The following is a 24,065-nucleotide window of genomic DNA, read 5'->3' on the forward strand; positions in this document are numbered from 1 at the left end:
AAGAGTCATGCCGAAACCGACTGATATCCGGAGTAAAGGTCGTTTGGTATTGCCCTTGCATCGGATCAAGAATGAAGCAGGTTTTTTCGTGTTCAGTTCGGGCGGGGATCAAGTCGAGATGGATCAGTTGCGTGAGCAGTGTTTGTGGGAACAAGTCACGATTCGTCAGATTCAACCTGTTGCCTTAAGCGCGTCGCTTAGGGTCGATGTTTGCGTGATCGGCGGCGGTATCACCGGTTTGTCCGCGGCACTGCATTTACTGGAAAGCGGCAAGTCTGTCGCGCTGCTCGAAGCCTCGCGCATAGGCACCGGTGGCTCGGGGCGCAACGTCGGGCTGGTCAATGCCGGTAGCTGGATTGCACCTGATGACGCTGCCGCGATTCTCGGCCCCGGCGTGGGCGAAAAATTCAACACGGTCATGGGCCTGGCCCCTGCGCTGGTGTTCGACCTGATCGAAAAATATTCGATAGATTGCCAGGCGCGTCACGACGGTACGTTGCACATGGCGCATAACGCCAATGGCGCCAAAGACATCGAGGCGCGCCACAATCAATGGAAGCGCCGTGGCGCCGATGTCGAGTTGCTGACCGGCGCCAGGTGCCGTGAATACTGCGGCACCGATAAAATCCCGACCGCGTTGCTCGACCGGCGTGCCGGCACGATTAACCCGATGGCGTACACCGTTGGCCTCGCCGAAACCGTGCTCAAGCTTGGTGGGCAGATCTTCCAGAACTCGCCCGTGCAGGCCGTTACTCGTGAAGGCTCGGCATGGGTCGTCAGCACCGTCGGTGGTGCGGTCACGGCTGACAAAGTCGTGGTCTCCACTGGTGCTTACACCGAGGGCGAGTGGGCCGGTATCAAACAGAATTTCTTCAAGGGCTATTACTACAACGTCGCGTCCGAGCCGTTGAGCTCAAGCGCCGCGGATGAAGTACTCAAGCACGGTCAGGGCTCCTGGGACACGCGCATGGTGCTAAGCAGTATTCGACGTGATAACGAAGGTCGTCTGATCCTCGGCAGTATGGGCAAGATGAACAACAAACCTGACTGGTTCATCCGCAGTTGGGCGGACCGTATTCAGAGCCATTACTTCCCGCAACTGGGGAAAGTCCAATGGCAGATGCACTGGACGGGCTGCATCGACTTCACCCCTGATCACATGGTCAAACTCTTCGAGCCTGCGCCGGGGCTTGTGGCCGCCAATGGCTATAACGGTCGCGGTAATACCACGGGGACGGTTATGGGCAAAGCCTTCGCAGACTTTCTGGTCAAGGATGACCCGAGCGTGCTGCCCATCCCGTTCGCGCCAGCCCATGAGTTGAAAAGCGCAGGCGTGCGCGCGCTGGCCTATGAAACCGGCTTCAACCTGTATCATGCCGGGCAGTGTCTGCGGGTTATTCTTTAAGGCTGGAGTGGCGGTTCTGTAGGAGCGAATTTATTCGCGAAAGGGCCATTACATCCGGTACATTTTCGATCCTTCGCGAATAAATTTGCTCCCACAGGTTCTCCATCGACTTCAGGACTTCCCTATGCCTACCGACTGGCACAGCAACGCCATCACCCGTGCCACCCCTGTCGACAAGACCTACAAGAACACCCAGAACGTGCGGCGTTTCATGCTTGAGCAGTGCGGGGACGGGTTCAAGTTTGATCGGGATTTCATGGCCTGGATTCGCAACGAGACCCCCAAGACCATGGGCGATGTCGCCGATGAGTGGCACCGTCGGCAGCGCTGATCAATCGGCCCGGAAGCCCCAGACAATTTCTACCACCCGTACCGCGACAATCAAATACAGCAGGCAAAAGAACACCTGCAGCAGGACGTGGTAGCGCAGTTTGGCTAAACGATGCAGACCGTCGCTGATATTCATCAACATCAGCACGGTGGACACCACGATCAGCCCCAGCCCCGTCACCTGCGATCCCCATAACCCCATGAAAACCTGGTGATTACCGTTAAGCGCGCTGCTGCCTGCGGCAAATAGCAACGCGCAGACCAGCAGGTTTTTGACGTTGTCGAACACCTTGGTATTCAGATCGTGGTCCAGCAGACCCAGATACCGCCTCCATAACTTGCTCATGTTTCGTCACCTTTGCTAACGCAGCAGACGGGGGAGCGCTTGAGCAAGGATAGGTCGTCAGACACCACATCACTCCCTGATCGGTAACAGATTAAACGGCATCTTCCAGATTGCCCCTATTCTGTAGGAGCTCACCGAGGTTACGAGGCCAGCGATAGCGGTTCGTCAGACACCACATCACTCCCTGATCGATAACGGATTTCTGTAGGAGCTGACGAGCAGCGCGAGGCTGCGATGGCGGAGTATCAGACAGACCACTATCGCAGCCTCGCGGTGCTCGTCAGCTCCTACAGGGCAACAGGGTAATGCGAACGATCACGCCAGCGGCGCGATCCCCAATGCTTGCGAGCACTCCAGTAATGAGCGGCGCTGGGTGTCGGCGTAGAGCTTGAGTTCGTTGATGGTGCTGCGCCCCAGTGCGCGTTCGAAGTCCTGCTGATTCGAACTGGTGCCGTAATGGGACTGCGCGTCATCGCCCAGGTTGGACTGGAAAATCCCCGCCGCGCTGACGGGCAGGAAGTCCTCATAGACCAGCGGCTCGAAGTGCACGTAACCCGCCTCGATCAACTGCTCAAGATCGGCGCTCTGCTGCACGCCTGCGCCCATCGCCACACCTTGCTCTGTAGCGAAGTAGCGGAAGTAAGCCAGATCCTGCGCACGCATCTGTTCGTAGCTGTCCGGGAACGCCGTGAAGGTTTTCCCCAGCAGTTCGGCATAGCGCACCGCGTTACCTTCGTTGGGGAATTCACCCAGCGCGCCCCGGGCCTCGTTCAGCAACTGGTCGTACAGCTCGCGGCCTTTAGGTGTAAGAGCCGCGCCACGTTGTTCTATTTCACCGAAGCGTGCTGAGTGGCTGCCTGCTTCAGTGGCGGACTGACCGACAAACGTAATGGCTTCTTCCAGCGCCTTGAAACTGGTCTGGCGCAGCAGGATAGGGCACTCGCGACGCGGCGGACCTTCCACTACGGCCTTGGGCGTGATGCCTTTTTTGGGCATGCCGTCCTGCACCGTATCGATGTCCAGCGTGCGTGGCGTCAGGTGATTGATGTGCGGGCCGCGAAACGCCACCACGTCAGCAATCAGGCGATGTTGGGCGTTCAGCTGTTTGTACTGCTCCAGGCTCACGGTTGCAGTGCTGTGCCAGCGGAACGTTTCCAGCGCTTGCTCAACGAAGTCCAGCGCGTCGGCTTCAGTCAGGCCGCCGTCCAGTTCCGATTTTTCAATCAACTGCAGTGCGCGAGGAGTGAAGATGTTGCGCTTGCTCAGCACCTGACTGGCGAAATCCCGCAGTTCGGTATTGTCGATCAGCTCCAGGCGCAGCAGCGAGGTGAATACCCGAAACGGGCTGACTTGCAGCGCGTGTTCATGCACGGCGCGAAAAGCCGTGGAATGCACGGGCACGCCCGCAGGGGTCAGGTCGTAGTAGCCCACGGGCTCCATCCCCATGACCGCAAACAGGCGGCTTAATGTGGCCAGTTCGGTCGCGGTGCCGACGCGGATTGCGCCATGGCGCTCCATGTCCAGACGCTGAATTTCGCCCGTCTGCTTCAAGCTCTGCGCAACCTGAGCGTTGCGCGCCAGCACGCCTTCGTTGGTCTCTGCGACCAGATCCATCAACGTCCCGTAGAGCGGCACTTCGGTTTTGTACATGTCCGACATCGCACGGGAAAAGCGGGCGCGGATCTCGTCACGGTTAGCGAAGCTTGAAGCTGTCATTGCAGGGATTCTCCTATTATTCGCAATCAGGCCTTGCTGGCCTATATCGGCGCAATCCACGGTTGCAGGTATTGGAATGGCGTTTATGTGGGAGCAGAGCTTGCTCGCGATTCAGACACCTCGGTTTGCCTGATGCACCGAGTTGCCAGAATCGCGGGCAAGCCTCGCTCCCACATAGATCGCGCAATACTCGGCGTCGTGATCAACCATTGAGCTTGCAGGCTAAAAGGTACTCAAACATTCCATAGGCTAGCTGGGAGAGCGTTTTATCCACTGATGATTATTCCAACCCAGCCAGACACTGCTCAAAAATATCCAGCCCTTCGCGCATCACCTCTGGCTCAATCGTCAACGGTGCCAGCAGGCGGATGATGTGCCGCGACTTGCCGCTGGGCATCAGCAACAGCCCCGCGTTACGAGCCGCTTCCAGCAATTGCGCCAACTGCCGTGTGCCGGGCGCGCCGTCGGCGGTGATCAATTCGATACCGCGCATGGCGCCAACGCCTGTCAGCCGTCCAAGATACGGCGACAGTTTGTTGGCCAGCCATGCTTCGTAACGGCTGACGATCATGTTTTCCTGCATCTCGCCCCAGGCCGACAGGTTCTCGTCGTTCAACTGGTCGAGGCTGGCGATACCCGCCGCGCAGGCAATCGGGTTGCCGGAATACGTACCGCCAAGGCCACCTTTAGGCAGCGTATCCATCAATGCCCGACGCCCGACCACCGCGCCCATCGGGATGCCGCCTGCAATGCTTTTGCCCAGCAAGATCAAGTCGGGTTCTATACCCAGCCTCGTAAAGGCAAAGCGCTGCCCGGTACGCCCAAAGCCTGACTGGATTTCATCAGCGATCAGCAGGATGCCCTTGTCGTCACAGAACCTGCGCAACGCCTGAGCGAAGTCGGGCTGCATGGCCAGAAAACCCCCTTCACCCTGAACCGCTTCGAAGATGAAACAGGCCACATCGTTGACGTCGATTTCAACGCTGAACAGCCGATCAAGCGCCTTGAGCGCCTGTTCGGTAGTGACGTCGTTGTCTTTGCTCGGATAGGGAATGTGAAACACCGGGCCAGGCAACACGCCGACTTTCTGCTTGTACGGCGCGACTTTGCCATTGAGGTTCAACGTGGCCAGCGTGCGGCCATGAAAACCGCCGTCAAAGGCGATAACCGCAGTTTTACCCGTGGCGCCGCGCACGATCTTCAGCGCGTTTTCGGCAGCTTCAGCTCCGCTGTTGGTGAGCATGCCGCTGAGCGGATAAGACACCGGGACAAACTTCTCCAGCTTGTCCATGAACTTGACGTAGGGCTCATGAGGCACGGCATTGAAGCAGTAGTGTGTGAGTCGGGTGGCCTGATCCTGAATAGCGGCCACCACCTGAGCATTGGTATGCCCTAGATTGAGCACCCCAATACCGCCAACAAAGTCGATGTAGCGCTTATTGTCGGTGTCCCATACTTCGGCGTTTTTACCGTGGGAGAGTGTCAGCGGATGAACATGAGAAATCGACTGACTGATGTTTTCGCGACTCATTATCAATGTCTGCCCAGAGAGAGTGCGCCTATATAAGCGAGTAAAGCCAATCCCTCACAAGCGAAATAAACTCGCGGCGTTATTCCAATAATTCGGGACGTGTTGATGATTGACAGACCGCGTCTGTAGGAGGGAGCTTGCTCGCGATGCTTTTTTCCATTCAGAGAACGACTCCCAGGCAGGACGCCATCGCGAGCAAGCTCACTCCTACAGGTGATCACTTAACCTGTGGAAGCGAGGCAGGGACTGGGCCGCATCCGGACGATGAACAATGACGCGATATGTCTGATGCCCAACTCAAATCCACACATCATTAACCGCCGTCCGGTCACTCTCCTCATGCCCGGTATTCAATACTCCGCGCGGTTCGATCAGCAGCAGTTTCACTTCTTGCTCAGCATAGGGTTTGTGCTCGATGCCTTTACCAACGACATACATCTCACCGGCAGCCACCGTGACAAACCCGTCACGAAAATCGATGCGCAATTCGCCTTCAAGAATAATGAACGTCTCATCGGTATCGGTATGGGAGTGCCAGATAAAGTCACCCTGGATCTTCACCACTTTGAACTGATAGTCGTTCATTTCGGCCACGACTTTTGGCGTCCATTGCTCATTGAACAGCGCATATTTGGCGGCGAAATTAACCGGGGTGTAGGGCGGGGCAGAACAGGTGCTGGTCATGGTCGGTGCTCACGGTTGATTGAGAGGCCACAACCTTAGCGAGCCACACATGACCCGTATTGCATGATCGTGCAGCTTTGGCGGTCGCTGTCAGCTGCGGCCGAGCATCTTCAGCCAGCGGGCGGGCGAGATACCAAACGCTTGGCTGTATTGGCGCGTCATGTGGCTCTGATCGAAGAAACCACAGGCCAGCGCAGCGTCACTCAACGGTTGGCCTGCAACCAGTAAACGACGCACTTCGGCCAGGCGGCGCTGGGTGATGTAGCGATAGGGACTGGTGCCATACAACGCGCGAAAATCCCGCGACAGACTCCAGCGATCACGCCCGCTGGCCTGCACCAGATCGTCCAGCGTAATGACCTGATCCAGCGCGTCATGAATGTAAATCCGCGCCCGCTCTGCCGCTGCATAGTCCAGCGCCCGCCGACCACGCTTATTGCCCGCAGCCACATCCAGCGCCTGCGCCAGGTCGTAAATGGCGTCCTCTTCTTCAAGTGGATCCAGCGCGTTATCCATGCTTTGCAGCAAAGCACTGGTCGCCGCAAACAAGCGTGGATCGCTGGACAAACCACCCGCCACAAAGGGCAATGACTTGCCGCCCAACACTTGTTGAATCAGTGAGGGTTCGATGTAAAACATTCGGTAGTGAAAGCCTGCATCGGTCCCGGCCTCGCCGTCATGGACTTCATCCGGGTGCAAAACCATCGTGCCACCGGCCAGGCTGTGGCGGTAATCGTTGCGGTAATGAAAACTCTGCACACCCGCCAGCGTGCGCCCGATGGCGTAGGTGTCGTGCCGATGAGGCGTGTAGCCGTGCCCGCCGAAGTAAGCCTCGATCCGTTCCATCTTCCGCGACTGCGGCGCGCGCACCAGCCAGTCGCGTTTGTTTTGTGTGGTCATGGAGGTTTGCACCCCAAGGTTACGATGGGCACACGATAGCTAAAAAACAGGGGAGAAGGGGCAAGTAAATGCGGGGAGTCGGGAATTTGCAGGAGTGAGCTTGCTCGCGATAGCGTCAGCTCAGGCGATGATTTTCGACGGAGAAGTCGAATCGCGAGCAAGCTCACTCCTACAAAAACAACACGTATCTGAACTTGCTCAGCGCCTGTAGGAGCTGCCGAAGGCTGCGATCGCGGTATGCCAGGGAGACTGCTATCGGCGCCGTCGTAACCTCCGACAACGCCTACAGAAATAGCACCGGCTAAGCGCTTGACCGTGAATAGAGTTCCTACAGGGCTTTGGTGCTTAGATCAAAACGCCAGGCCGACCTTCACGCCATACTCATCGCGCTTGAGTTTGGTGTTATCAGCCACGTCCGAATCCTCGTCGAGCTTGTATTCGGAGCGGGTGTAATAGACGCCAGCGGTCAGAGGTAGAGAGCCGTTCTGGTTCATCAGGAAGCTGACTTCGGCATAAGGGTTGGTGCGGTCCTTGAGGTCGACGGTGTCGCTGCCCAGATCATTCACCTTGATGTACGTATCGGAGTTGATCGTGCGGCGTGCGCCCAGCTCAACACGCATCGTGCCTTGATCGAACTTATGGTTGTAACCCAGCGCAGCTTTGGCAAACGGCGAGCGGGCGGTCATTTCGATGTCGTACTCGTCAGAGTCCGGCTCGTAACGCGTCCAGCCATAACCACCCCCGACAATCACGTCCACGAAGTTGCGCGCATCCAGTGCCGCACGCCAGCCCAGGTCTACATCACCTTGGCCTTCCTTGAGCTTGTTGTCGCTCTTCTTGCCGTACTTGGCCTCAACACCCGCCTGATAAATAAAGCCCGACTCGGCCGTCAGTTTGTTACCGAAATTGAAAAACAAACCCGCCTGGGGCATGTGCTCTTTATCCGACTCGCTGCCGCCTTCCAGCTTGAAGTCACCGTAACTGCCCAGCAAACCGGCGATGAAAATCGGGTCGGTGGAGGATGCAGCCATCGCGTAAGGCGCGGTCAGCAGAGCGGTGAGGGCGGAGAGTTTCAGCAGGCGAGGGGCAAAACGAATAGACACTTTTCAACTCCTTGTGAAAAAAATGTGAAAACAAAGCGTCTGGTTCGAGGGGATCGGGCGGGAGAAGTTCGGGGGCTGGTGTAGGAAAATGCCGCTGCCTCGACATTCCTGCAGTGCACCCAGCGGACGGCATTGGCAGAAATTAAGACAGATCCTACAAAGCTTCGCGTTGATGGATGAGACGACGAGGTAACGTATGATTGCCGTCTTATCGAAATCACCAAGGACCCAGCCATGCCGACGTTGAGCAAACGCGATCAGGCCCGTATCGAACGTCGCCTGGCGTCTACCCTGACCGAAGCGTGCGAAACCGCAAAAGCGGAAATCGTTGGTTTCTCCTGGCTGACCCACGAAGTGGATTACGCGGCATTCCCCGCCAGCCTGCGCGTGGTGTGGATCTTCGATACACAAGCGCAAAAAGATCAGGCGCTCGCCACTGGCCAGCGTGAGCGCATGGTTGAGCTGACTGCCCAGGCATTGGAAGACGCAGAAATCGTCATTGCCGATGTGAGCAAACGCGTGCAATTCGACAGCGAAGAGCAATGCCAGCGCGCCAACGGCGGCAACTGGCAACAACGCCTGGCTCGGGGCTGAAGCATGGCCAAGGACATCGAGAACCCCTGTACCTCTGTTTGCCAGTTGAGTGGCGACTTATGTGTGAGCTGCGGCCGTAACAAAGAAGACATCCGCAAATGGCGGCGAATGAACCGTCCCGAGAAAATGGCCGCCGTGCAGCGCGCCAGTCAGCGACTGAAAAGCCTGAATAAAAAGAAAGGATAGGCACGCGTTGTCAGGCGCTGTGAAAGCCGCTGCCCTCTGCAATACTTCTTGAAAATCGTCACCCGACTTGTCGCCAGGGAAAATCATGAAAACAAAAAGCCTGATGTTCTTGTGTCTGTTCAGTGTGCTCGGAGCCTTGCAGGCGAACGCCGCGGATAAATCCTGTGCTGAGGCCATTGGCGACAAGCGCTCGGCACTGCTCGTGAAGCAATGCATCAGCGTGTCGCCCGCCACACATCCACCGTGCAACGCGGCCAACAGCTGCGAAATGATCAACAGCGAAGTCGAACGCGGTTGCGGCATGTTGAGCGACGACGCGAGCGCGCCGGACTTCTGCACGTTCGCCCTCACAAAACCTGAAACCTTCCAGGGCGCATTAATCTCCGGCAGCGGAATCGAGGACCACACCGTCACCGTGCTGCTCAATGACGGCCGGCGCTTCACCGCCTATTGCGACGGCAAATGCGGTTCGTGGTTTATCGCCGAAGACGAAGGGGAGGCCACCTTGCTGCCCAATATCGTGGGCCGCAACGTCAAAGTCACCGTGGCGAGTGAGCCCAACAAAGACCGCATCGCCGGGCCTGCAGAAGATGAGAAGTTGGTGTTTGTGAAGAAGATTGAGTTGGTTAAGTAACACGCCGACTTCTGACGTGTAGGAGCTGCCGAAGGCTGCGATTTGCCATGCGCCAGGATTGACGCCTTCGCAGCCTTCGGCAGCTCCTACAAAAAATATATTCCAGATAGGGGTTGATGGCGCTAAGGCTGCGACTGCGGCTAACCTCTACTTCTGCGGCTCAAACGCCTCAAGCCGCGCCTGCACCGCATCGTCGAAAATCATGTACAGCGCTTCAACATCACTCGGTCGCAAGCGCTTGGCCGTCTCCAGCCCAAGGATGAAAGCGATCTGTAACTCGCCCTCGCTCTCAATATCTTCGCGGGTGCTGGCGGCATCCAGAGAGCGGAGCAGCTTATCAATGGGCCCACGAATAGGCTTTGGCAGCCTTAACAGGTCCAGCCGTTCTTGTGGCATTACGCTCTCCAGGCCATCGACCGGGTCGAGGGCGGTTAGTAAGCCGATCATAGTGGGCCAAAACGGGCGGGAAGGGGATAGAAAAAGCGACGTAATGTTTGGGACAGCCCCACAGCGCAAATTCTTCGGTTGCTGTCTTTGTGCCCATGGCGCCACGCTGTCGGGCGGCAGATACAGGACCGGTGGGACCGGATTCATCCGGGAAGAGGCCAGTGCATCCGCCACATCATCGTTGTGTGGAATGCCGCCTTCCCGGATGAATCCGGTCCCACCGGTTCTGTGTAGCTTCAGATAATTAAGTGTTGTTGGCAGGAGTGACCGCAGGAGTGTCTGCTACGCACCCGGCTTCACCCGCTCTATCAAGTCATTCAGCACATACGTGTCCAGAAATGCCTTCACCTGCGTGACCTGCCCGTCCTTGAATGTCAGGTGCCACAGGTAATTATTTCGGTACGGCTGCTGATCAATGGCTGTGGCTTCACCGTTCCACAGCACAACCACCACATCGCCTTCAGCCACGATGCTCAAAACGGTTGGTTTGATAGGGGTGGCCAGTCGCGCACTGATCGGCTTTACCGCTCGCTCCAGAAAGTCCTTTTTACCTTGGTACACGCCAGAGACAGGGCTGGAACCGGCGACGGTCCACTCAGTGTCAGGCGTTAACAGATCGAACGTTGTGCCCTTGCCTTGCTGCCAGTTCACAAACGATTGACGGACCAACTCGGCGTTTGAATGCGCAGCTGATTTGTCCGTCGCCCATGCTGCGCTCGTCAAAAGCACAGCAAGCAGAGCAGCAGCCTGAACTCGAAAAACCGTTTTCACCCATGCAGTCATGACCATTCACTCCATTGCGGTTGTAGGGATTCTTGTCTAGAAGACCCTAACCCGCAGGTGGGCTGGTGGTGTAGCTCGATACTGCCTGGAGATTGCCTGATGCTGCATTCTTCAAGCAGGCTACATATGCGTATTGTTTTACGTATGACAGTGCGTATAATCTGCAAGCGCTGCAACCTACGATCAGGGCCAATTTACAGGCCTGCTAACCTGCGAACGTTATGAATCAGAGCACGTGTTCAACGTGCAGATGCATTCAATCTACGAACATTATGAATTTACGCGCGTACTCATCCTGCGAACGTATTCAACCACGAACATACCGAGGCATTAAGCGCATGAGTGCACTCCTGGACCGAGCTGAGCAGGCGGTATCCGCAACAGCAATGGTGCGTGGCTTCAGTGCGAAATTGAAGGAAGTCACCAGTGGAGTGATTACTCACCTGGTGATTTTCAAGGACAACGAGCCCGCGGCAGTGCTGATAGGTGTAGACGCCTACCAGGCCTTGCAGGACGAGCTCGAAGACCTTCGCGCTGAACGCCTGGCCATTGAGCGCCTGCCCACCTTGAACGATCAGAACACAGTGAGCCTTGAGGATATGGAGGCTCGCTTCAAGTAGGCATCAGCCAATGCAATGGAGCGTCCGTTTCCACCCCGAAGTAGAGCAAGACCTCAAACAGCTGGGAACGGCTGAAGCGAGGAGAATCCTAAAAGTCATTCGTGAGCGTATCGCTGAAGGGGAGCCCGATAAAATCGGCAAGCCACTGCGCGGAATGCTCACCGGATACCGCAGGATTCGGACAGGTGATGTGCGCATTATGTACCGCATTAATGGCACGGAGATTGTTCTTGTGCTGTGTGGGCGCCAGGCGCGACGACGAAGTCTACGCGGCCGCCACCCGGCGAGCCTGACTTGAACCCTGCTTCGGCGGGGTTTTTTCGCTCTATCGTTTTGTGAGTGTCTTCAGGGTTGGCGCCCGCTGATCTCCAGGTGACCATCACAGCTCATCAAAGCCATTAGCTTCTTTTGCCCGATGTCGAACGGGACAATCCACCAGTCCGTTCTGGAGTCATACGATGCCCCAGGCTGCAGTTCATAGGGTGTTGTTTTCACCTGCTGAGGGTGCCTTAAGAAATAAGCATCCAGTGACTGCAGCCAGAACTGCTCACCGTAATCGGGACAGGACATTTCAGGTCGCTCTTCGCATCCGGCAAGCATGACCGGCAGCAAAATCGCCAAAGTTTTAAAGCAGACTTTCATTGGCTATTCCTTGGGAGGTCGGGCTAAGCCTAACAGAGCTGCTTGTTTGACAGGCTGCGTGACGGAAGCAACACCCTTGTCGCTAGAGCCACACTGCCCGCCGAAATATCAAAAGTCGTCCCGTTAGCCCGCGCCATATCATCGGACAGGATGGCCGCCACCGCACCACCGATACCCTGCGCCACATAGGTGTTCACTTCTTGATTGTCGCGCACCACGCCGCCGCCAAAGTCGTCGGCAAAAAGGTAGGAGCGAACCTGTTCGCGAAGCGGTAGACCTGACGCACCGCGTGAGACCCCTCGCCAACAAGTTGCCCCCAACTGACACCTCGCCATTTCAATCAAATGCGCAATTGAAAATACATGATCACGCTGACTGCCGTTCAGGCTCATGACGGCTGAACACCGCCTCACCTGCGTTCCAAAGACGCGTCTCGATCACCCGATGCACATCGCACACTTCCAGCATCAACAGGTGAGCGGTGCTGGCAATGGTCAGCAGATCGGTCTCGTCCGCGTCGGTGGGCTTCATGTTGATCAGCGTATCGAGGAAGCGCGTAACAAGGCTGACTCGCCGCTCAGCACAGGCTTGCAAGTCTTTCAATGGCGCCTCGGAGTCCAGCAAAAAAACGGGGTTGTCCTGACCCGGTTGGGTGAGAGGGATGTAGCGGGGGAGTGGTGGGCTGTGGCTCATTGTGAAGCTCCTATGTTGTGTTCGACCGCCGCGACCGTCGTCAAACGATCAAGGCGGCAGCTGTGCGTGGATTGACGAACCGGAACATAGGAACAACCCGGCAGGCCGTGAGGCCTTCCACGCACAGCCACCATAACAGTGGCAGCTGCTTCACCTATGTTGAACGGATCGTCAAATCCAGTCGTTGATTTGGCAACGACGGCGCGCAGGTTAGGGGTCTAGCAGGAGGCGAAGGGGGTATTTATATATATTTTTTCGTGAGGTTGAAGCATGGATGTATTGCCGGGCATGAGCGGCCGACAGTCGACCTGTAACACCAGCTGGAGCGGTTGGGATCGTTGTGGGTAGGGGGCTCATCTGCTTGGGCGTTGGTGGCATGGCTCGATACGGCATGGCAATTATCTAGTGCTTTACGGGAAAGAACGCTGAAAGTACTGGTAACTCAACCAACCAACGGCCACAAAAAGCATCTGCGTCGCCGCGAGGTGCTTTTTTACTGCTGGGCCGGGGTAATTTGAAACAAGTCGGTATCTATCTGTTTTTTCTAGTTAATAATTTATTGGTCAACTTGCTTGGAATACCAGTTGGAACGCAGCGTGGTCTGGATTCCGATGGACGGTGCTTTTGTGAACCGCCCCCAAAAGCGAATCGGGGCCAAATCTATCAAGCAAATGGTAGTGCTGTTGATTGTTGCCCCTGCGCGTACGATGTCCCCACTCGCACGTACAGGAGCTCCTGACAACGATACCGTCAATGATTACTGTGCTGGCTAAGCCGACTCTTGAAGTACTGCGCAGTCTCTTTGTCGGTGCAGTATAGGTAGCAACCCTTCATCCCGCGTGTCATCAGGGTTCGGTACGTATTTTTGATGATCAGGTCTGTTTCACTTTTCGCGAGGGTAGGTTGCTCTTTCATCATTTTTTTCCACCCGCGAATCGATTTATCGTGCTTGTCGCGCTCATCCGGGGATGTCACTACCTGACCGTCACGTACGACTAGATCTGGCCCGATAATCACCCCGATGTAGTCGACTTCCAAACCTTGGCAGGTATGAATGCAGCCAACCTGCTCGATGGAGTTCTCAGCGATGATCCATAGGCTGCCATCCTGATTCAGGTTCCATTGGCGTTTGTAGTCACCAATGACGATATCAGCAGCGGCGGGGTCTTTCTTGCTCAACCATGGCCAGCAATAGCCCGCGACCACACGAGCTTTGTTTCCATGGTTTTTCTCGTTGATTGCTTCATGCATCGTCTGAGGTGAGTCGAACATCTTAAACTCGTACTCTTGAGTCTCAAGCGTCGGATTTGCCGTCGTGCGAATGCCTAGCGTGTCATCCAGCCATGCCAGGTAACCGTCAGAGCCACTGCAGCGAAACTGCGAAGACAGCACGTGTTCTTCCACCACAGCACCCTTGGCTTTTGCAAAGGCGCGTATCGCCTGCTTGCTGCCGATATCGCTCAAGGTTACACGCTGGTCTTCATCAATGAAGAAAATTGAGCATTTCGCTGAGTCAATCAGCTCTTTGATCTGGTTCTCCCCAAGGTTTCCGTAAAGCCCGCTTTTCTCATTCAGCCGGTGAGCTTCGTCCACGATAAGCGCATCGAACGTGTTGGGCTCAGTGTCGATGAATGCCCCAGAGCCTGAAAAGAAATTCGAGAAATGGCTGCGCTTGATGGTGCCAACCAGTTTGCTTTCGTAGACCTTGCGTGGGGCAGCATTCTTGGAGACGTATTTGCTCATCAGCTTCAATTCGGTGAGTTTCACCAGCAGATTGATAGCGAGAACAGTTTTCCCGGTGCCCGGTCCACCTTCGATGATCATCACCTTGGGGGCTTGGTCCGAGGCCTCGCTTGCCGCCGCCAGCGCCGACTCAAAAATTGCTTTCTGATCGTCAATCAATACGAACTCGGGTTTGCCTTTCATCAACCCCCCGAGCGCTTCGGCTAGCGCCTTGGACGGGCGAATTTTTCCTTCGGACAGCTCGTAAAGAACCTCTTTGTTGTCGCCATGACTTATATGCTTTTTCAGAAAGCTTCTGAGTTTACTGAGCTCTTCCGGGCCTTTCAGAAACAGGGGAGCCTTGCTGATGTGGGGCTCGTAGTGAGCTGAATCTATGATGCCGTCGCTGACGTAGTTATGGAGGTAGGCACACGGGCGGATTTCGATGCTTTTGTCATACACCGCCTCGTTGAAGCCTTCAACAGCGCTGCATATGACCACACCTGATAGGACGGGTGAATGGTCTCAATGAGGCCGCCACCCAATGCCGTTTTGACGATGGCATCCTTGGTTGTGGCGTTGGCCTTACTCCATTGCTTCAGCTCGATCAGTACGGCCTTTTTTGCCTGGTTTTCGTCGCGACCGGTGAGTAGAAAGTCGATTCGCTTCGACGACTGCGGAATGTGCAATTCAATGGCCAGGCCTGCATCACTCGGCAGGCCCTCATCTCTAAGGACCTTGGCCATATATGTTAGGGACCCTTGCCACGACCTGATTTCCGAGGTGCCAACGTTCTTGCCGGTAGCTTCCTTGTAATGCCTGAGGATCACCTCCTCGATGTCATCGTTATCGTTGTCTTTAAGAAATTGCTGTTTGGTCGCAGCGTAAACGATCACGGGTTGTCCTTAGATACGGGGTGGTCAGAGTCGGTCGTACTTTTTGCTGCTGCTTCTGGCTTTAGCCACGGGGTACTTCTGGCCATTCGAGGCGAGTTTCCGTGTCACCGCCTCGTTGAGGTCAATGCCGAGTACGCTGCTCAGGCGAACCAGGTACATCAGTACGTCCGCCAGTTCGTCCTTGACGGCTTGGCCGATTTCGGGATCTGTTGCGGCAGAGATCGAGTCGGCATCGCTCATCCATTGGAAAATCTCGCACAGCTCGCCGACCTCGCCAGTGAGAGCCAGGATGAGATTTTTGGGAGAGTGGAACTGCTGCCAGTCGCGATCATCTGCGAACCGCTGGAGGGATGCGGCAAGCTTCACTACGTCAACCAGTGGCGCGGATGAGCTGTCTGAGTCACTCACGGGGTTATCTCTTTGGGAATCAGTGGGGAAAATGTGTAGGAAAACTGGCCTTGGATTGTAAGAGTTTTTTCTGTGTTCGCAGATTTTTTTGTGTTTTTTCTCACCTGTTGGTTGCCGGCCGGAGTGCTTGCCAGTGTTCGCCATCGATGAGTGTGAATCCGCAGAGGGTGACTGCGAATTCACAGCTGGGGTCTGTCGCTTTTTAGTGAACTATTTCTTGGATTGCGGGCTGAATGTGAGTTGCCCAAAACTTCACCAGAGGGCTACAAGTGATGTGAAACATTAGCCAGCATGCGTAGATGACGTACCCCCCCGATCACAAGCTGCCCCTGTACTGACTCGGTTATCCAAACGTAGGCAATCCCCCCCAATACTTTGGGGGGGTTAATTACTGTTTAACCTTGAAGGAGTGAACCTATGGAGATGTGAAGATCTTGAGATCTACATCAAGTTCATCCGCAGTACTCAACCAGTCCTCAATCAGTTGATACGCCTGAATACTAGTGGCCGGACAAGCTAGTGGGTTTTCCATGCTTTTTATGAAATGTTTAGTGGAGAAGGAGTTGCCAGCGACAATCCAAATCTCCTTCTTACATTTCATCGATACTCTTCGCTTGCAGATAACATCCCAGACTTTGTCAGAAAGTGAATCGTCATCCGGGGCAGGATGATTAATAACTCCGTCCACTAACCGATACCGGGTGTCTAGCGGAAACTCTGCATCATCAGAGGGCCAAGATTGCTTCCATGTAAAATAGTTCCCAGGCTTTACGCTCTTACGGCCCGAAACCAACATGTGAATATTTTTTATTGCCTGACTACCCACCTCTGCAATAGCACCAGCTGAAGAGCCTGGATTTAGGGCATCACCGCACTTGACATGAACGAAGCATAACTTATCTGGCGAAGACAAAATAAAATCAGCGGGCTCAACTCCCATGTCGCAGCACAGTACGATATCGCAGCCAGGGATATATGTCGTGAAGGGGCCGAGCGATCCAAGTGGAGTTGCTGGGTCTCCGTAACCCTTCAGTAGGTCGATCAGGTGAAAAATCGAATCCGTATCAAAAAAATCTCGGGTGGTGCGATGATACTTATGATCACGGGTGTGCCCCTTCTCTCTGAGATCGGGAGCTTTCAGTGCATCTAGTGGAAAGAGGGCATTGCCTGCGAAGCTGTCCTCGGCAGAAATTCCACGCTCATAGGGCAAGGCTAATCTGTAAAAAGCCCCTGCCAAATAAGTTACGCCGTCTTCATACAATACTTTCAACTTGTGTCCTGTATTCAGATACTCGACGACCCACTCGATATCAGCCCTGTCTTCGGAAGCCCCAGATAGAGAGACCTCGAAATAACCGTCATTATCCAAATACTCCAGCGCAAGTTCTATCAGATCACCCTGCGCGTCGATAGTTATCCCTTGTTGATAGTCAGCATAAATGAAATCAGGATAGATTACCCCGTTAGCAGTTTGTACCGGGCCCTCAAGATCCGTAAAGTCCAGTAGCACGGATAGGATTTCTGAGGTCGGCTTTTCGGTGATCGGTTGTGCGTAGGACTTTATCAGACGCCCAGCATTACCTCCGGCATTGATACATTCGCCAATCGCGTCGACCCATTGAGAAACATCTTGAAGGGTAAAATTAGATTCTTTTTGATCTACGACCCTTCCTGACCTTGCGCCAATGTAATAGCTGCTGTCTCTTTTGCCATCCAGACCAATGTTATCGACCTTTACCATAGTTAATGCATAACGAGAATTGCTCTGACTGCCGCGTCCGCCATCGAGGTTCTGCCCCTTCAGCGCCACGGACTCAGGGCGGCGTACCGCCTGGCCGATTGCACGCGCGTGGGTTTCTTTGATTTGGTGAATTGCTGTTTTTGCAGCCAACGCAGTCAATTTGTCAATATGAATGGCATCACCGAGCCGATATTGTTCCTGATTGTAATAGCGCCCACCGCCGCTATCGAAGATAGCTACGCCTGAGTCAATTTCCTTTACAACAATGACGTGCAGCTTCGGCTCGAAGAAAAGCTTGCCTGTAAAGAATTTTGAGCTATTGAACTCAACATAGACCATGACCCGTAAATCAAGAACCTCGTCATAGGCCTTGACTAGTGAGCCAGAACCATGCAACTCCCAATACAGGCGATCCATAAGTAAAGGCAGAGAAAAATCATTTTCTTTCTGAACAAAGCACATCGACACATAAGGAATCTTTAGATCATCTTCCGGGTCTATGGTGTTGAGATTTACCCTCTCTTTGAATTTTCCGTCAAAATAGCTGTACCTCGGGAAACTTTCGAGAAAAGATTCAATCAGATAACTTGTGCTCAGGGAACTAACAAATTCTGATGCGCCGCCATTGGCAAGGTAGTCATCGAATTGTTTGTATCCTTCCCACATGCCCTCATTCGCGCCCCGGCTTAAGTCGACCACTAGTGGTTGAACATCCCCATAGCGGCGTACGATCCGACCTACGGCCTGGACCAGTTCGCGCCCACTCCCCAACTCATAGGTGAGGATCAGCAGCTTAGCCTCAGGAATATCAACTCCTTCATCAAGCTTGTGCTGGTGAATGATCACCCGCAGCCCTTCGACTTTAAGCGCTCGGCCAACTCGCTTGAACTTATTTTGCGCCTCGTCGATTTCCAATCGCTCATGCACGCTTGCCGTGGTGAATGATTGAGAAAGGAGGTCATGATATTTTTGTATCTCCTCAAGGCTCTTGCACTTCACGATACACTTCACGTTCTTGTTCGTATCGAGATAGTCTATAATACCTGCAAGTAGCTCCGCTTCCCCTTCGATCTGCTTGTACTGGGGCTCCATAATGACCCCATCCTCGATGGCCTCTTTGAACGTAAAAACATAAAAATGGTCGGTGCTTACATTTAGCTCAAATAAGTCATTGCGATAAGGTGTTGCAGTGACCACCACTTTCATTGCTGAGGACTGACGTATTATTTCACGCCAAACTGGAGATGGCTCAGAGTGTCCTTCGTCTACAATGATCAGATCAAAGTCGTCTTGGACGTTTTTTAGTTCATCCTCACCCAACCTCGTCAGTTTCTGGAAGCTGGTGATGTAGACTCCATCACCCTGATCAAAATCAGAGTCACGAAAGGTTTTTTTAAGCTCAAGCTCTTGGTCGCCAATCGTACTCCGGAAAAACTTTCTTGAGATCTCTCGGAAAAGCTGATCTTTCACAGCTTTTCGATGGCATATCACAAGAACTTTCAGCGCATCTGATAGATGCGATATGAGAGAGATAACACCTGTTTTCCCGGCGCCCGTGGGTAAGTTGATCAGGAAGCCCCTCTCAGTGTCGTTTTCTTCGGCATATCTGACAAAGCTGCGAACAGCTTCCAGCTGACATTTTCTTAACTTTTCTTCAGCAGAATCCAAGTATTCCAGGATAGTCACAGCAGTCTTCCATGCAATTGAAAGTGGCCGTCTCGGCTATTAACGCCGCGATGCCAGTAGAGAGTGTCAAAAGGCCACAATGCCACATCCCTCCGGGCCGGTGGCAGTTTTTTTGATACCCTTCATGCAGCAGAGTAGAGTCCCCTCCGTGCTATGCCGCAGGCCCGTGATCGACCATCGCCTCTGTTTTCGGCTAAAAACATTATTTGAAGCCCATACGACCAGCTTTCTTTCAGCGCCTCAGCCAGAGGTGGCGCCAATGCCCACAGAATCGGTATTCGCACTGGCCAGGTAACGTATGCTATTGCGTACGTTAGGTGCGTAAACGGCCACCTAGGTATATGAAAATAGACGTTATGCTTATCCGAAGCATGTCCGACTCGGCAATCAGCGAGACCATTGGCCAACCCATGGTTTTTCTAATCGACGAGAAAGCAGTCGTATGGTCAGCAGGTAGTAGTACCGCGTCGCCTCGCTGTGTCGATCTAGGCGATGTTCAAGAAACCAAACCACATGCTTTCTCTGCCAAGCCCAAGGTGTTTCTCGCTGCCAGCGATCTGCAATTTCAGCTTGGATAAGCGTTGCTTGCCGTAAATGGCGCTGCTGCGTCGCGTGCGATCCGGTCAGCACTCCAGCCAAGAACAGCTCCATATCGAATGGCTTGCTCATGTCCGTCCTCCAATGTATGTAGCGACCACATCGATCCGACCGTGCCCCAGCTCATAGCTGATTTGACTCCGGGCCACACGATCAAGGTGCCTATTTACCTGGCAGCATCGGCCGCCGTTGATAGGCGCGAAGTGTTGGGTGATTTGCTCGTAGCGATCACATGCGTACGCCGCCCGCAGCTCATGAAAACCTTTGAGATTGCCTGCATGTAGGGTGTCCCGCGCTGGGCGGACGATTTCCTGCAGAACGTTCAGGTAGCTTTCGTTTGGCGCAATCAGGTTGCGGCTACCTGCAGGCAATACCTGCCGTGCAAACTCAAGTGCATCTCGAACATCGACATCCACCGCAATCCAACGGGGCGCCGAGGCGCCGGCGCGGCCTCCTTTGGTGCCATCCTGAATGTTTATCCTTCCTAGGTCAGTAGCCTCACGGCTTAGCCGTGGCAGGTCACCCAAGATGGCTTCACGCAAGCGCATGCCGGTGGCTCGCGCCAATAGAACGATCGCAGCGGCCCGCAGTTGATGTTGGCTGCAAAGCGCATCGACGATCTGTTTCACCTGTTCGCGATTCTGGCCTTGCGGCACTGATTGTCGAACCCCGTTGCGCTGCATACCTAACGCCTTGCTCGGACTTGGCAGCTTCACGTACTGATCACCGCGAAGCGCGGCCATGGTCCTGTTAACGCTGGATAGCCGGTTTTGTGCAGTGCTGATGGCGAGCTCACCGCGCGCTACAACGTCGCGCAGATACGCCGCATAGTCGGCCAACACCTTCCGATTAATCTGCCGCGCATCATTAATGCCGGGCCCCTGTTCGGAGCGGCACCACTTCACGAATGCCTGCCACCGATCACAGTGCGCCTTGACCGTGCCGTAATGGCCTCCGCCGAACATGCCTTTCAGCGCCTGCGGTCCTGCGTAGCTCAACTGCCTGCCGTAGCCGAAATTGCGGCCATTCCGCCTACCTATCAATGCCATGTCGATCACCTCTTCACCTGGTCTCAGACTTTCGCCCCACGTCATCCCGCCAAGAATGCTGAGTGTTATCAGGGATCAAGGCCCCTGCGGCCTGTGGGGTGTCCTCTAGCGCGGGACTGGCGGCTCCTTACGACCGGGAGCAAGGGCATCTCATGATCTGGCCTCCTGAGCACCGTTACCGGTGGGCGGGTGGAGGCAGCACTGGCTGACGAGACCAGCGCCTGAAGATCCTGAGTCGGGTGAACGCAGCGGTGCGATGACCGGGGCATGCCTGACTGTCAGTCAGGTGCAGTCCATTCCCTGGTCTGCGGCACCATCATCTGTAGCGCTGTTGCTGGTGATATCGGCGTTTGTCACGCCGATTGTCACGAGGAGAGTTGCGGCAAAGCCCCGTTCTATATGGGCTGCAGCAGTGGTAGGAGCGCCCGTCTCTTTCCAGTAGAAAGAGACGGGCGCAGGTTGGCGCAAGATTTGGCCAAGCGGATAGGTTGCTGCAGGGCAGCGAAGTAGGAAGTGTCGTTGGCACACGAGGGCCATGATCTGAAGTAGGCATCCATCACCGGGGAGGTGACCGGGCGAGCTGCCGGATGCTAATCGCCCTTGGGGAGAACCACCGCGGGAGCGGCATGACCTTTAAGGTTCGGGTCACCTGGGGTGCTGTCATCGACAGCGTTTGCACGGCCAGTTCTACGCCTGTGGATAAACCCGGTCAAGGGCCGAAATTCAGCGCTTTTGGGGGCGTGCAAAGTGGTTATCCATCGGTGGAATTCCGTGGTAAGTCACGGACAAAGTCGTGGCTTTTAGCTCTTTAAAGTGAGGTCCATCCAAACAGGGCGGCTTTGCAGCCCAGTTTGGATGGACCCGTGCTAAAAAGCGGATAAGCGAGGCTGCCTGCCCCGAATCTTGAGCGCTCAAATGTTGCTGCTGCCGTTCTTGCGCTGTACAGAGCTAGCGGATCGGCACCACGTTATTGTCTCTGACTTGACCGTATGCAGAGGCGAGCAGGCTGCCGGTGGCGGCCTTCTGGATGTACTCACTCCACCAGGCCATCATCGGGCGCCGGCGCTCGATGTAATCGGCTCGGTTGTAGGCGCTGCGCACCTCATCCTTGTCGACGTGCGCCAGTGCGACCTCAATGAGTTCCGGGTCCCACCCATGCTCATTCAAAATGGTGCTGGCCATCGAGCGCATGCCGTGGCTGACTAACCGATCCTGGAACCCCATGCGTTTCAACGCCATGTTGGCAGTTTGGCTATTGGCGTGGGTGCGCGGATTTCTGTCTGCCGGGAAGACGTATTCGCGATGGCCGCTGTGAGTCTTCAGTGACTCCAGCAACGCGACAGCGTGATCACTCAAAGGAATGCTGTGTGGGCGGCGCTTCTTCATCCGCTCCGCAGGGATAGTCCAAACGCGCCTTTCAAAGTCGATGTCTGCCCAGCGAGTAGTCGCCGCCTCCGCGGGGCGAGTCATCGTGTGCAACTGCCATTCGATCAGGCAGCGGGTGGTGCGTTTGATGCTGGCGTTCGCGATCTCCAGCATGAGCTCGGGGAGCTCTTCGGGTGGAAGCGCAGCCATGTTCTCTTTCTTGGGCTTTTTGAAAACCGCCCTGATCCCGCTGAGCGGGTTGGCGAAGATCAGGCCGGAATTTACACCGTAGGTCATGATCTCGTTTAGCCGCTGGCTAAGCCGTTTGACCGTCTCCAGGCTGCCTTTCGCTTCTATTGGTCGAAGCAATGCGATCACCATCGGTGCGGTGATTTTCGTCAGTGGTGTCGTCCTCAAGTCGGGGAATACATGCAGCGAGAGCGACCGCCAAATGTCCTCGGCGTAGGCCGGGGTCACCGAGTCTTTCTTGAGCTCGAACCAGGCGGTGGCCACGTTCTCGAAGGTGTGTTCCGTTTCTGCGCGCTTGGCTTCATTCAACGTATTGCGCTGTACCTTCGGATCGATCCCTTGGGCGAGCAGCTCGCGTGCATCGACTGCCATCTTTCGTGCGTTGGCCAGTGACAGTTCAGGATAGGTCCCGAAGCCGATGTTGATGCGCTTCTTGGTCACCGGTTCGCGGTAGTTGAAATTCCACAGCAACGAGCCGTTGCTGCGTACGCGGAGCTGTAAACCGTCACCGTCTGTAAGGACGTAATCCTTGGACGCGGGTTTGACTCCCTTGAGCTGTCGATCGGAGAGGCGGAGGTTTTGAGCAGGCATGAGATTCTCCTCAGGCACTGATTCGGTATTCCAAAGATTAGCACCGAGTGAGGTGGAATACCGCCTGGAATACCCGAACGGTTGGAACTCAAAAACTCTCAAAAGACCGCAAAAGCGCTGGAGGCCGCGTATTTCCTGGGTTTCAGGCACAAAAAAAGACGTCCGTGGACGTCTTTTTTTGATCATTTGGTGGAGCCGGGGGGATTTGAACCCCCGTCCGCCAGTACTCCGCTGTCGGTCCTACATGCTTAGCCGTGTCTATTAAGTTAACCCTCAGCGACCCGACGGGCAGGGTGCTTTGGGCGAGCTGTGTAAGTTTTAGCCGATTCGTCCACAGCGTACTGCACGGCGATTCTGTTCTATATGACAATCATTTTGGGTTTACAGACATCCCCTGATGATTGCTGGAGCCGAAGCTACCAGAAGTGCGGCTAGGCTGCTTACGCAGCTAGTTGAGCACCGTAGTTATCGTCATTGGCAACTATAGAAAGTTGCAACAGTGGATTTACGACTTCTGTTACCAAGTCGGCATGCACCTAAAGTTTCATCACCGGCGTCGAATCCTAATCGGCCCCAGGTGACTGCTTTCGCAGTCAGGTCGCGGAGTGTACTCCAATGAGCTCCTCGCGTCGACCTTCTGGCGCATCCGTTTTCGGCCAGCCAGGGGCTGGCCGAAATGCGAATTACTTGGCGCCTTCGCTGGCCGACCCAGTGTTTTTCAGCTTGGTGATGGTTTTGGTGGTCAGCTCTATACACGTTTTATCGTCGCCAGCTTTTTGGGCTTTTACCGCATCGGCTTGGGTTTTCTCGATTTCAGCTTTAGTGTCGGCCGACATGTTGGCATTGGCTGAAGTATGGGCATCCTTCAGCGTCTGCAGGTTGGCACCACACAGGTCATCGGCGGCGAAAGCCGGGGAACCCAACAGGGCGGCGGTGAGGAACAATCCAGTAAGTGCTGTGCGCTTCATGTGTATCTCCTTTTAAGCCTGTGGACTCGGTGTGGCCGGTCGATGAGGCCTGTAGCCGAGGTCTGTGAGTAAGCCCGACTACAGAATTGGCGGGCTCACAGAAACTGACTGCTCACAAACGCAGGGGTTCTATTTTTTTTCGTGCTCATGTGAAAAAGCCATATTTCGTGATAAGGGCA

At 54.9% G+C, this 24,065-nt stretch carries 22 protein-coding genes, 1 other RNA gene and 3 pseudogenes; 7 read left to right on the top strand and 19 right to left on the bottom strand.

Annotation, left to right across the window (positions count from 1 at the left end; genetic code table 11):
* Positions 1-118: 118 nt before the first annotated feature.
* Together amaA and AUC61_RS15860 are read left to right on the top strand one after the other, a co-directional pair.
* A complete protein-coding gene (gene amaA / locus AUC61_RS15855) occupies positions 119-1,405 on the top strand; it encodes an L-pipecolate oxidase (protein ID WP_243247257.1) in 1,287 nt (428 codons plus the stop codon).
* A gap of 124 nt (positions 1,406-1,529) precedes the next feature.
* Positions 1,530-1,736, top strand: a complete 207-nt coding sequence (locus tag AUC61_RS15860; protein ID WP_243247193.1) for a DUF6434 domain-containing protein — start codon at positions 1,530-1,532, stop codon at positions 1,734-1,736.
* Here the strand turns inward: AUC61_RS15860 and AUC61_RS15865 are convergent, their stop codons facing one another.
* The 6 genes from AUC61_RS15865 to AUC61_RS15890 form a co-directional block, all read right to left on the bottom strand.
* Positions 1,737-2,081 carry a hypothetical protein gene (locus AUC61_RS15865; protein ID WP_243247194.1) on the bottom strand — a complete coding sequence of 115 codons (345 nt, stop codon included), beginning with the start codon at positions 2,079-2,081 and terminating at the stop codon, positions 1,737-1,739.
* A 315-nt stretch (positions 2,082-2,396) separates the two neighbouring features.
* Positions 2,397-3,797, bottom strand: a complete 1,401-nt coding sequence (hglS, locus tag AUC61_RS15870; RefSeq protein ID WP_243247195.1) for a 2-oxoadipate dioxygenase/decarboxylase HglS — start codon at positions 3,795-3,797, stop codon at positions 2,397-2,399.
* 280 nt (positions 3,798-4,077) lie between these two features.
* The gene (locus AUC61_RS15875; RefSeq protein ID WP_243247196.1) at positions 4,078-5,328 is read right to left on the bottom strand and encodes a 2-aminoadipate transaminase; all 1,251 of its coding nucleotides are present in this window, start codon (positions 5,326-5,328) and stop codon (positions 4,078-4,080) included.
* A 297-nt stretch (positions 5,329-5,625) separates the two neighbouring features.
* Positions 5,626-6,012, bottom strand: a complete 387-nt coding sequence (locus tag AUC61_RS15880) for a cupin domain-containing protein (protein WP_243247197.1) — start codon at positions 6,010-6,012, stop codon at positions 5,626-5,628.
* 90 nt (positions 6,013-6,102) lie between these two features.
* On the bottom strand, positions 6,103-6,912 hold the full coding sequence (locus tag AUC61_RS15885) for an AraC family transcriptional regulator (RefSeq protein WP_243247198.1): 810 nt from the start codon (positions 6,910-6,912) through the stop codon (positions 6,103-6,105).
* A gap of 350 nt (positions 6,913-7,262) precedes the next feature.
* On the bottom strand, positions 7,263-8,015 hold the full coding sequence (locus AUC61_RS15890) for a hypothetical protein (RefSeq protein ID WP_422765381.1): 753 nt from the start codon (positions 8,013-8,015) through the stop codon (positions 7,263-7,265).
* A gap of 234 nt (positions 8,016-8,249) precedes the next feature.
* Between AUC61_RS15890 and AUC61_RS15895 the strand changes: the two genes are divergently transcribed.
* From AUC61_RS15895 to AUC61_RS15905, 3 genes are all read left to right on the top strand, one after another.
* Positions 8,250-8,609, top strand: a complete 360-nt coding sequence (locus AUC61_RS15895) for a hypothetical protein (protein WP_243247199.1) — start codon at positions 8,250-8,252, stop codon at positions 8,607-8,609.
* Positions 8,610-8,612: 3 nt separating this feature from the next.
* The gene (locus AUC61_RS15900) at positions 8,613-8,795 is read left to right on the top strand and encodes a DUF1289 domain-containing protein (RefSeq protein ID WP_027901417.1); all 183 of its coding nucleotides are present in this window, start codon (positions 8,613-8,615) and stop codon (positions 8,793-8,795) included.
* 85 nt (positions 8,796-8,880) lie between these two features.
* Positions 8,881-9,429: a hypothetical protein gene (locus AUC61_RS15905; protein ID WP_243247200.1), complete on the top strand. Its 549-nt coding sequence runs from the start codon at positions 8,881-8,883 to the stop codon at positions 9,427-9,429.
* A 147-nt stretch (positions 9,430-9,576) separates the two neighbouring features.
* Here the strand turns inward: AUC61_RS15905 and AUC61_RS15910 are convergent, their stop codons facing one another.
* Both AUC61_RS15910 and AUC61_RS15915 read right to left on the bottom strand, forming a co-directional pair.
* Positions 9,577-9,825, bottom strand: a complete 249-nt coding sequence (locus AUC61_RS15910; RefSeq protein ID WP_122666747.1) for a hypothetical protein — start codon at positions 9,823-9,825, stop codon at positions 9,577-9,579.
* A 333-nt stretch (positions 9,826-10,158) separates the two neighbouring features.
* Positions 10,159-10,659, bottom strand: a complete 501-nt coding sequence (locus tag AUC61_RS15915; RefSeq protein ID WP_243247201.1) for a nuclear transport factor 2 family protein — start codon at positions 10,657-10,659, stop codon at positions 10,159-10,161.
* A gap of 386 nt (positions 10,660-11,045) precedes the next feature.
* Here AUC61_RS15915 and AUC61_RS15920 point away from each other — a divergent pair, with 386 nt between their 5' ends.
* On the top strand, positions 11,046-11,279 hold the full coding sequence (locus AUC61_RS15920) for a type II toxin-antitoxin system Phd/YefM family antitoxin (RefSeq protein WP_122395597.1): 234 nt from the start codon (positions 11,046-11,048) through the stop codon (positions 11,277-11,279).
* A 10-nt stretch (positions 11,280-11,289) separates the two neighbouring features.
* Positions 11,290-11,572, top strand: a pseudogene (locus AUC61_RS15925) (type II toxin-antitoxin system RelE family toxin).
* 52 nt (positions 11,573-11,624) lie between these two features.
* Here AUC61_RS15925 and AUC61_RS15930 read toward each other — a convergent pair.
* From AUC61_RS15930 to AUC61_RS15980, 11 genes and pseudogenes are all read right to left on the bottom strand, one after another.
* Positions 11,625-11,921 (bottom strand): hypothetical protein, encoded by a 297-nt coding sequence (locus AUC61_RS15930; protein WP_243247203.1) that lies wholly within the window; start codon positions 11,919-11,921, stop codon positions 11,625-11,627.
* A gap of 29 nt (positions 11,922-11,950) precedes the next feature.
* Positions 11,951-12,160 (bottom strand): annotated as a pseudogene (locus AUC61_RS15935) (hypothetical protein); the annotation flags it as partial.
* A gap of 127 nt (positions 12,161-12,287) precedes the next feature.
* The gene (locus AUC61_RS15940; protein ID WP_243247204.1) at positions 12,288-12,614 is read right to left on the bottom strand and encodes a hypothetical protein; all 327 of its coding nucleotides are present in this window, start codon (positions 12,612-12,614) and stop codon (positions 12,288-12,290) included.
* A gap of 750 nt (positions 12,615-13,364) precedes the next feature.
* Positions 13,365-15,232, bottom strand: a pseudogene (locus tag AUC61_RS15945) (DNA/RNA helicase domain-containing protein).
* 24 nt (positions 15,233-15,256) lie between these two features.
* Entirely contained in the window at positions 15,257-15,640 is a 384-nt protein-coding gene (locus tag AUC61_RS15950) for a nucleotide pyrophosphohydrolase (protein ID WP_090281339.1), read from the bottom strand.
* A gap of 415 nt (positions 15,641-16,055) precedes the next feature.
* Positions 16,056-19,067 carry a DEAD/DEAH box helicase gene (locus AUC61_RS15955; protein ID WP_099266774.1) on the bottom strand — a complete coding sequence of 1,004 codons (3,012 nt, stop codon included), beginning with the start codon at positions 19,065-19,067 and terminating at the stop codon, positions 16,056-16,058.
* A 387-nt stretch (positions 19,068-19,454) separates the two neighbouring features.
* On the bottom strand, positions 19,455-19,736 hold the full coding sequence (locus AUC61_RS15960) for a hypothetical protein (protein ID WP_080964338.1): 282 nt from the start codon (positions 19,734-19,736) through the stop codon (positions 19,455-19,457).
* A complete protein-coding gene (locus AUC61_RS15965) occupies positions 19,733-20,713 on the bottom strand; it encodes an integrase domain-containing protein (protein ID WP_243247205.1) in 981 nt (326 codons plus the stop codon). Before AUC61_RS15965 ends, AUC61_RS15960 begins: the two co-directional genes overlap by 4 nt.
* Positions 20,714-21,661: 948 nt before the next feature.
* A complete protein-coding gene (locus AUC61_RS15970) occupies positions 21,662-22,918 on the bottom strand; it encodes an integrase domain-containing protein (RefSeq protein WP_243247206.1) in 1,257 nt (418 codons plus the stop codon).
* A gap of 187 nt (positions 22,919-23,105) precedes the next feature.
* Positions 23,106-23,493: a transfer-messenger RNA gene (ssrA, locus tag AUC61_RS15975) on the bottom strand.
* A gap of 108 nt (positions 23,494-23,601) precedes the next feature.
* Positions 23,602-23,886: a hypothetical protein gene (locus AUC61_RS15980; RefSeq protein WP_243247207.1), complete on the bottom strand. Its 285-nt coding sequence runs from the start codon at positions 23,884-23,886 to the stop codon at positions 23,602-23,604.
* Positions 23,887-24,065 lie beyond the last annotated feature (179 nt).

The organism is Pseudomonas maioricensis (assembly GCF_022790535.1).
Taxonomy (GTDB): Bacteria; Pseudomonadota; Gammaproteobacteria; order Pseudomonadales; family Pseudomonadaceae; genus Aquipseudomonas; species Aquipseudomonas maioricensis.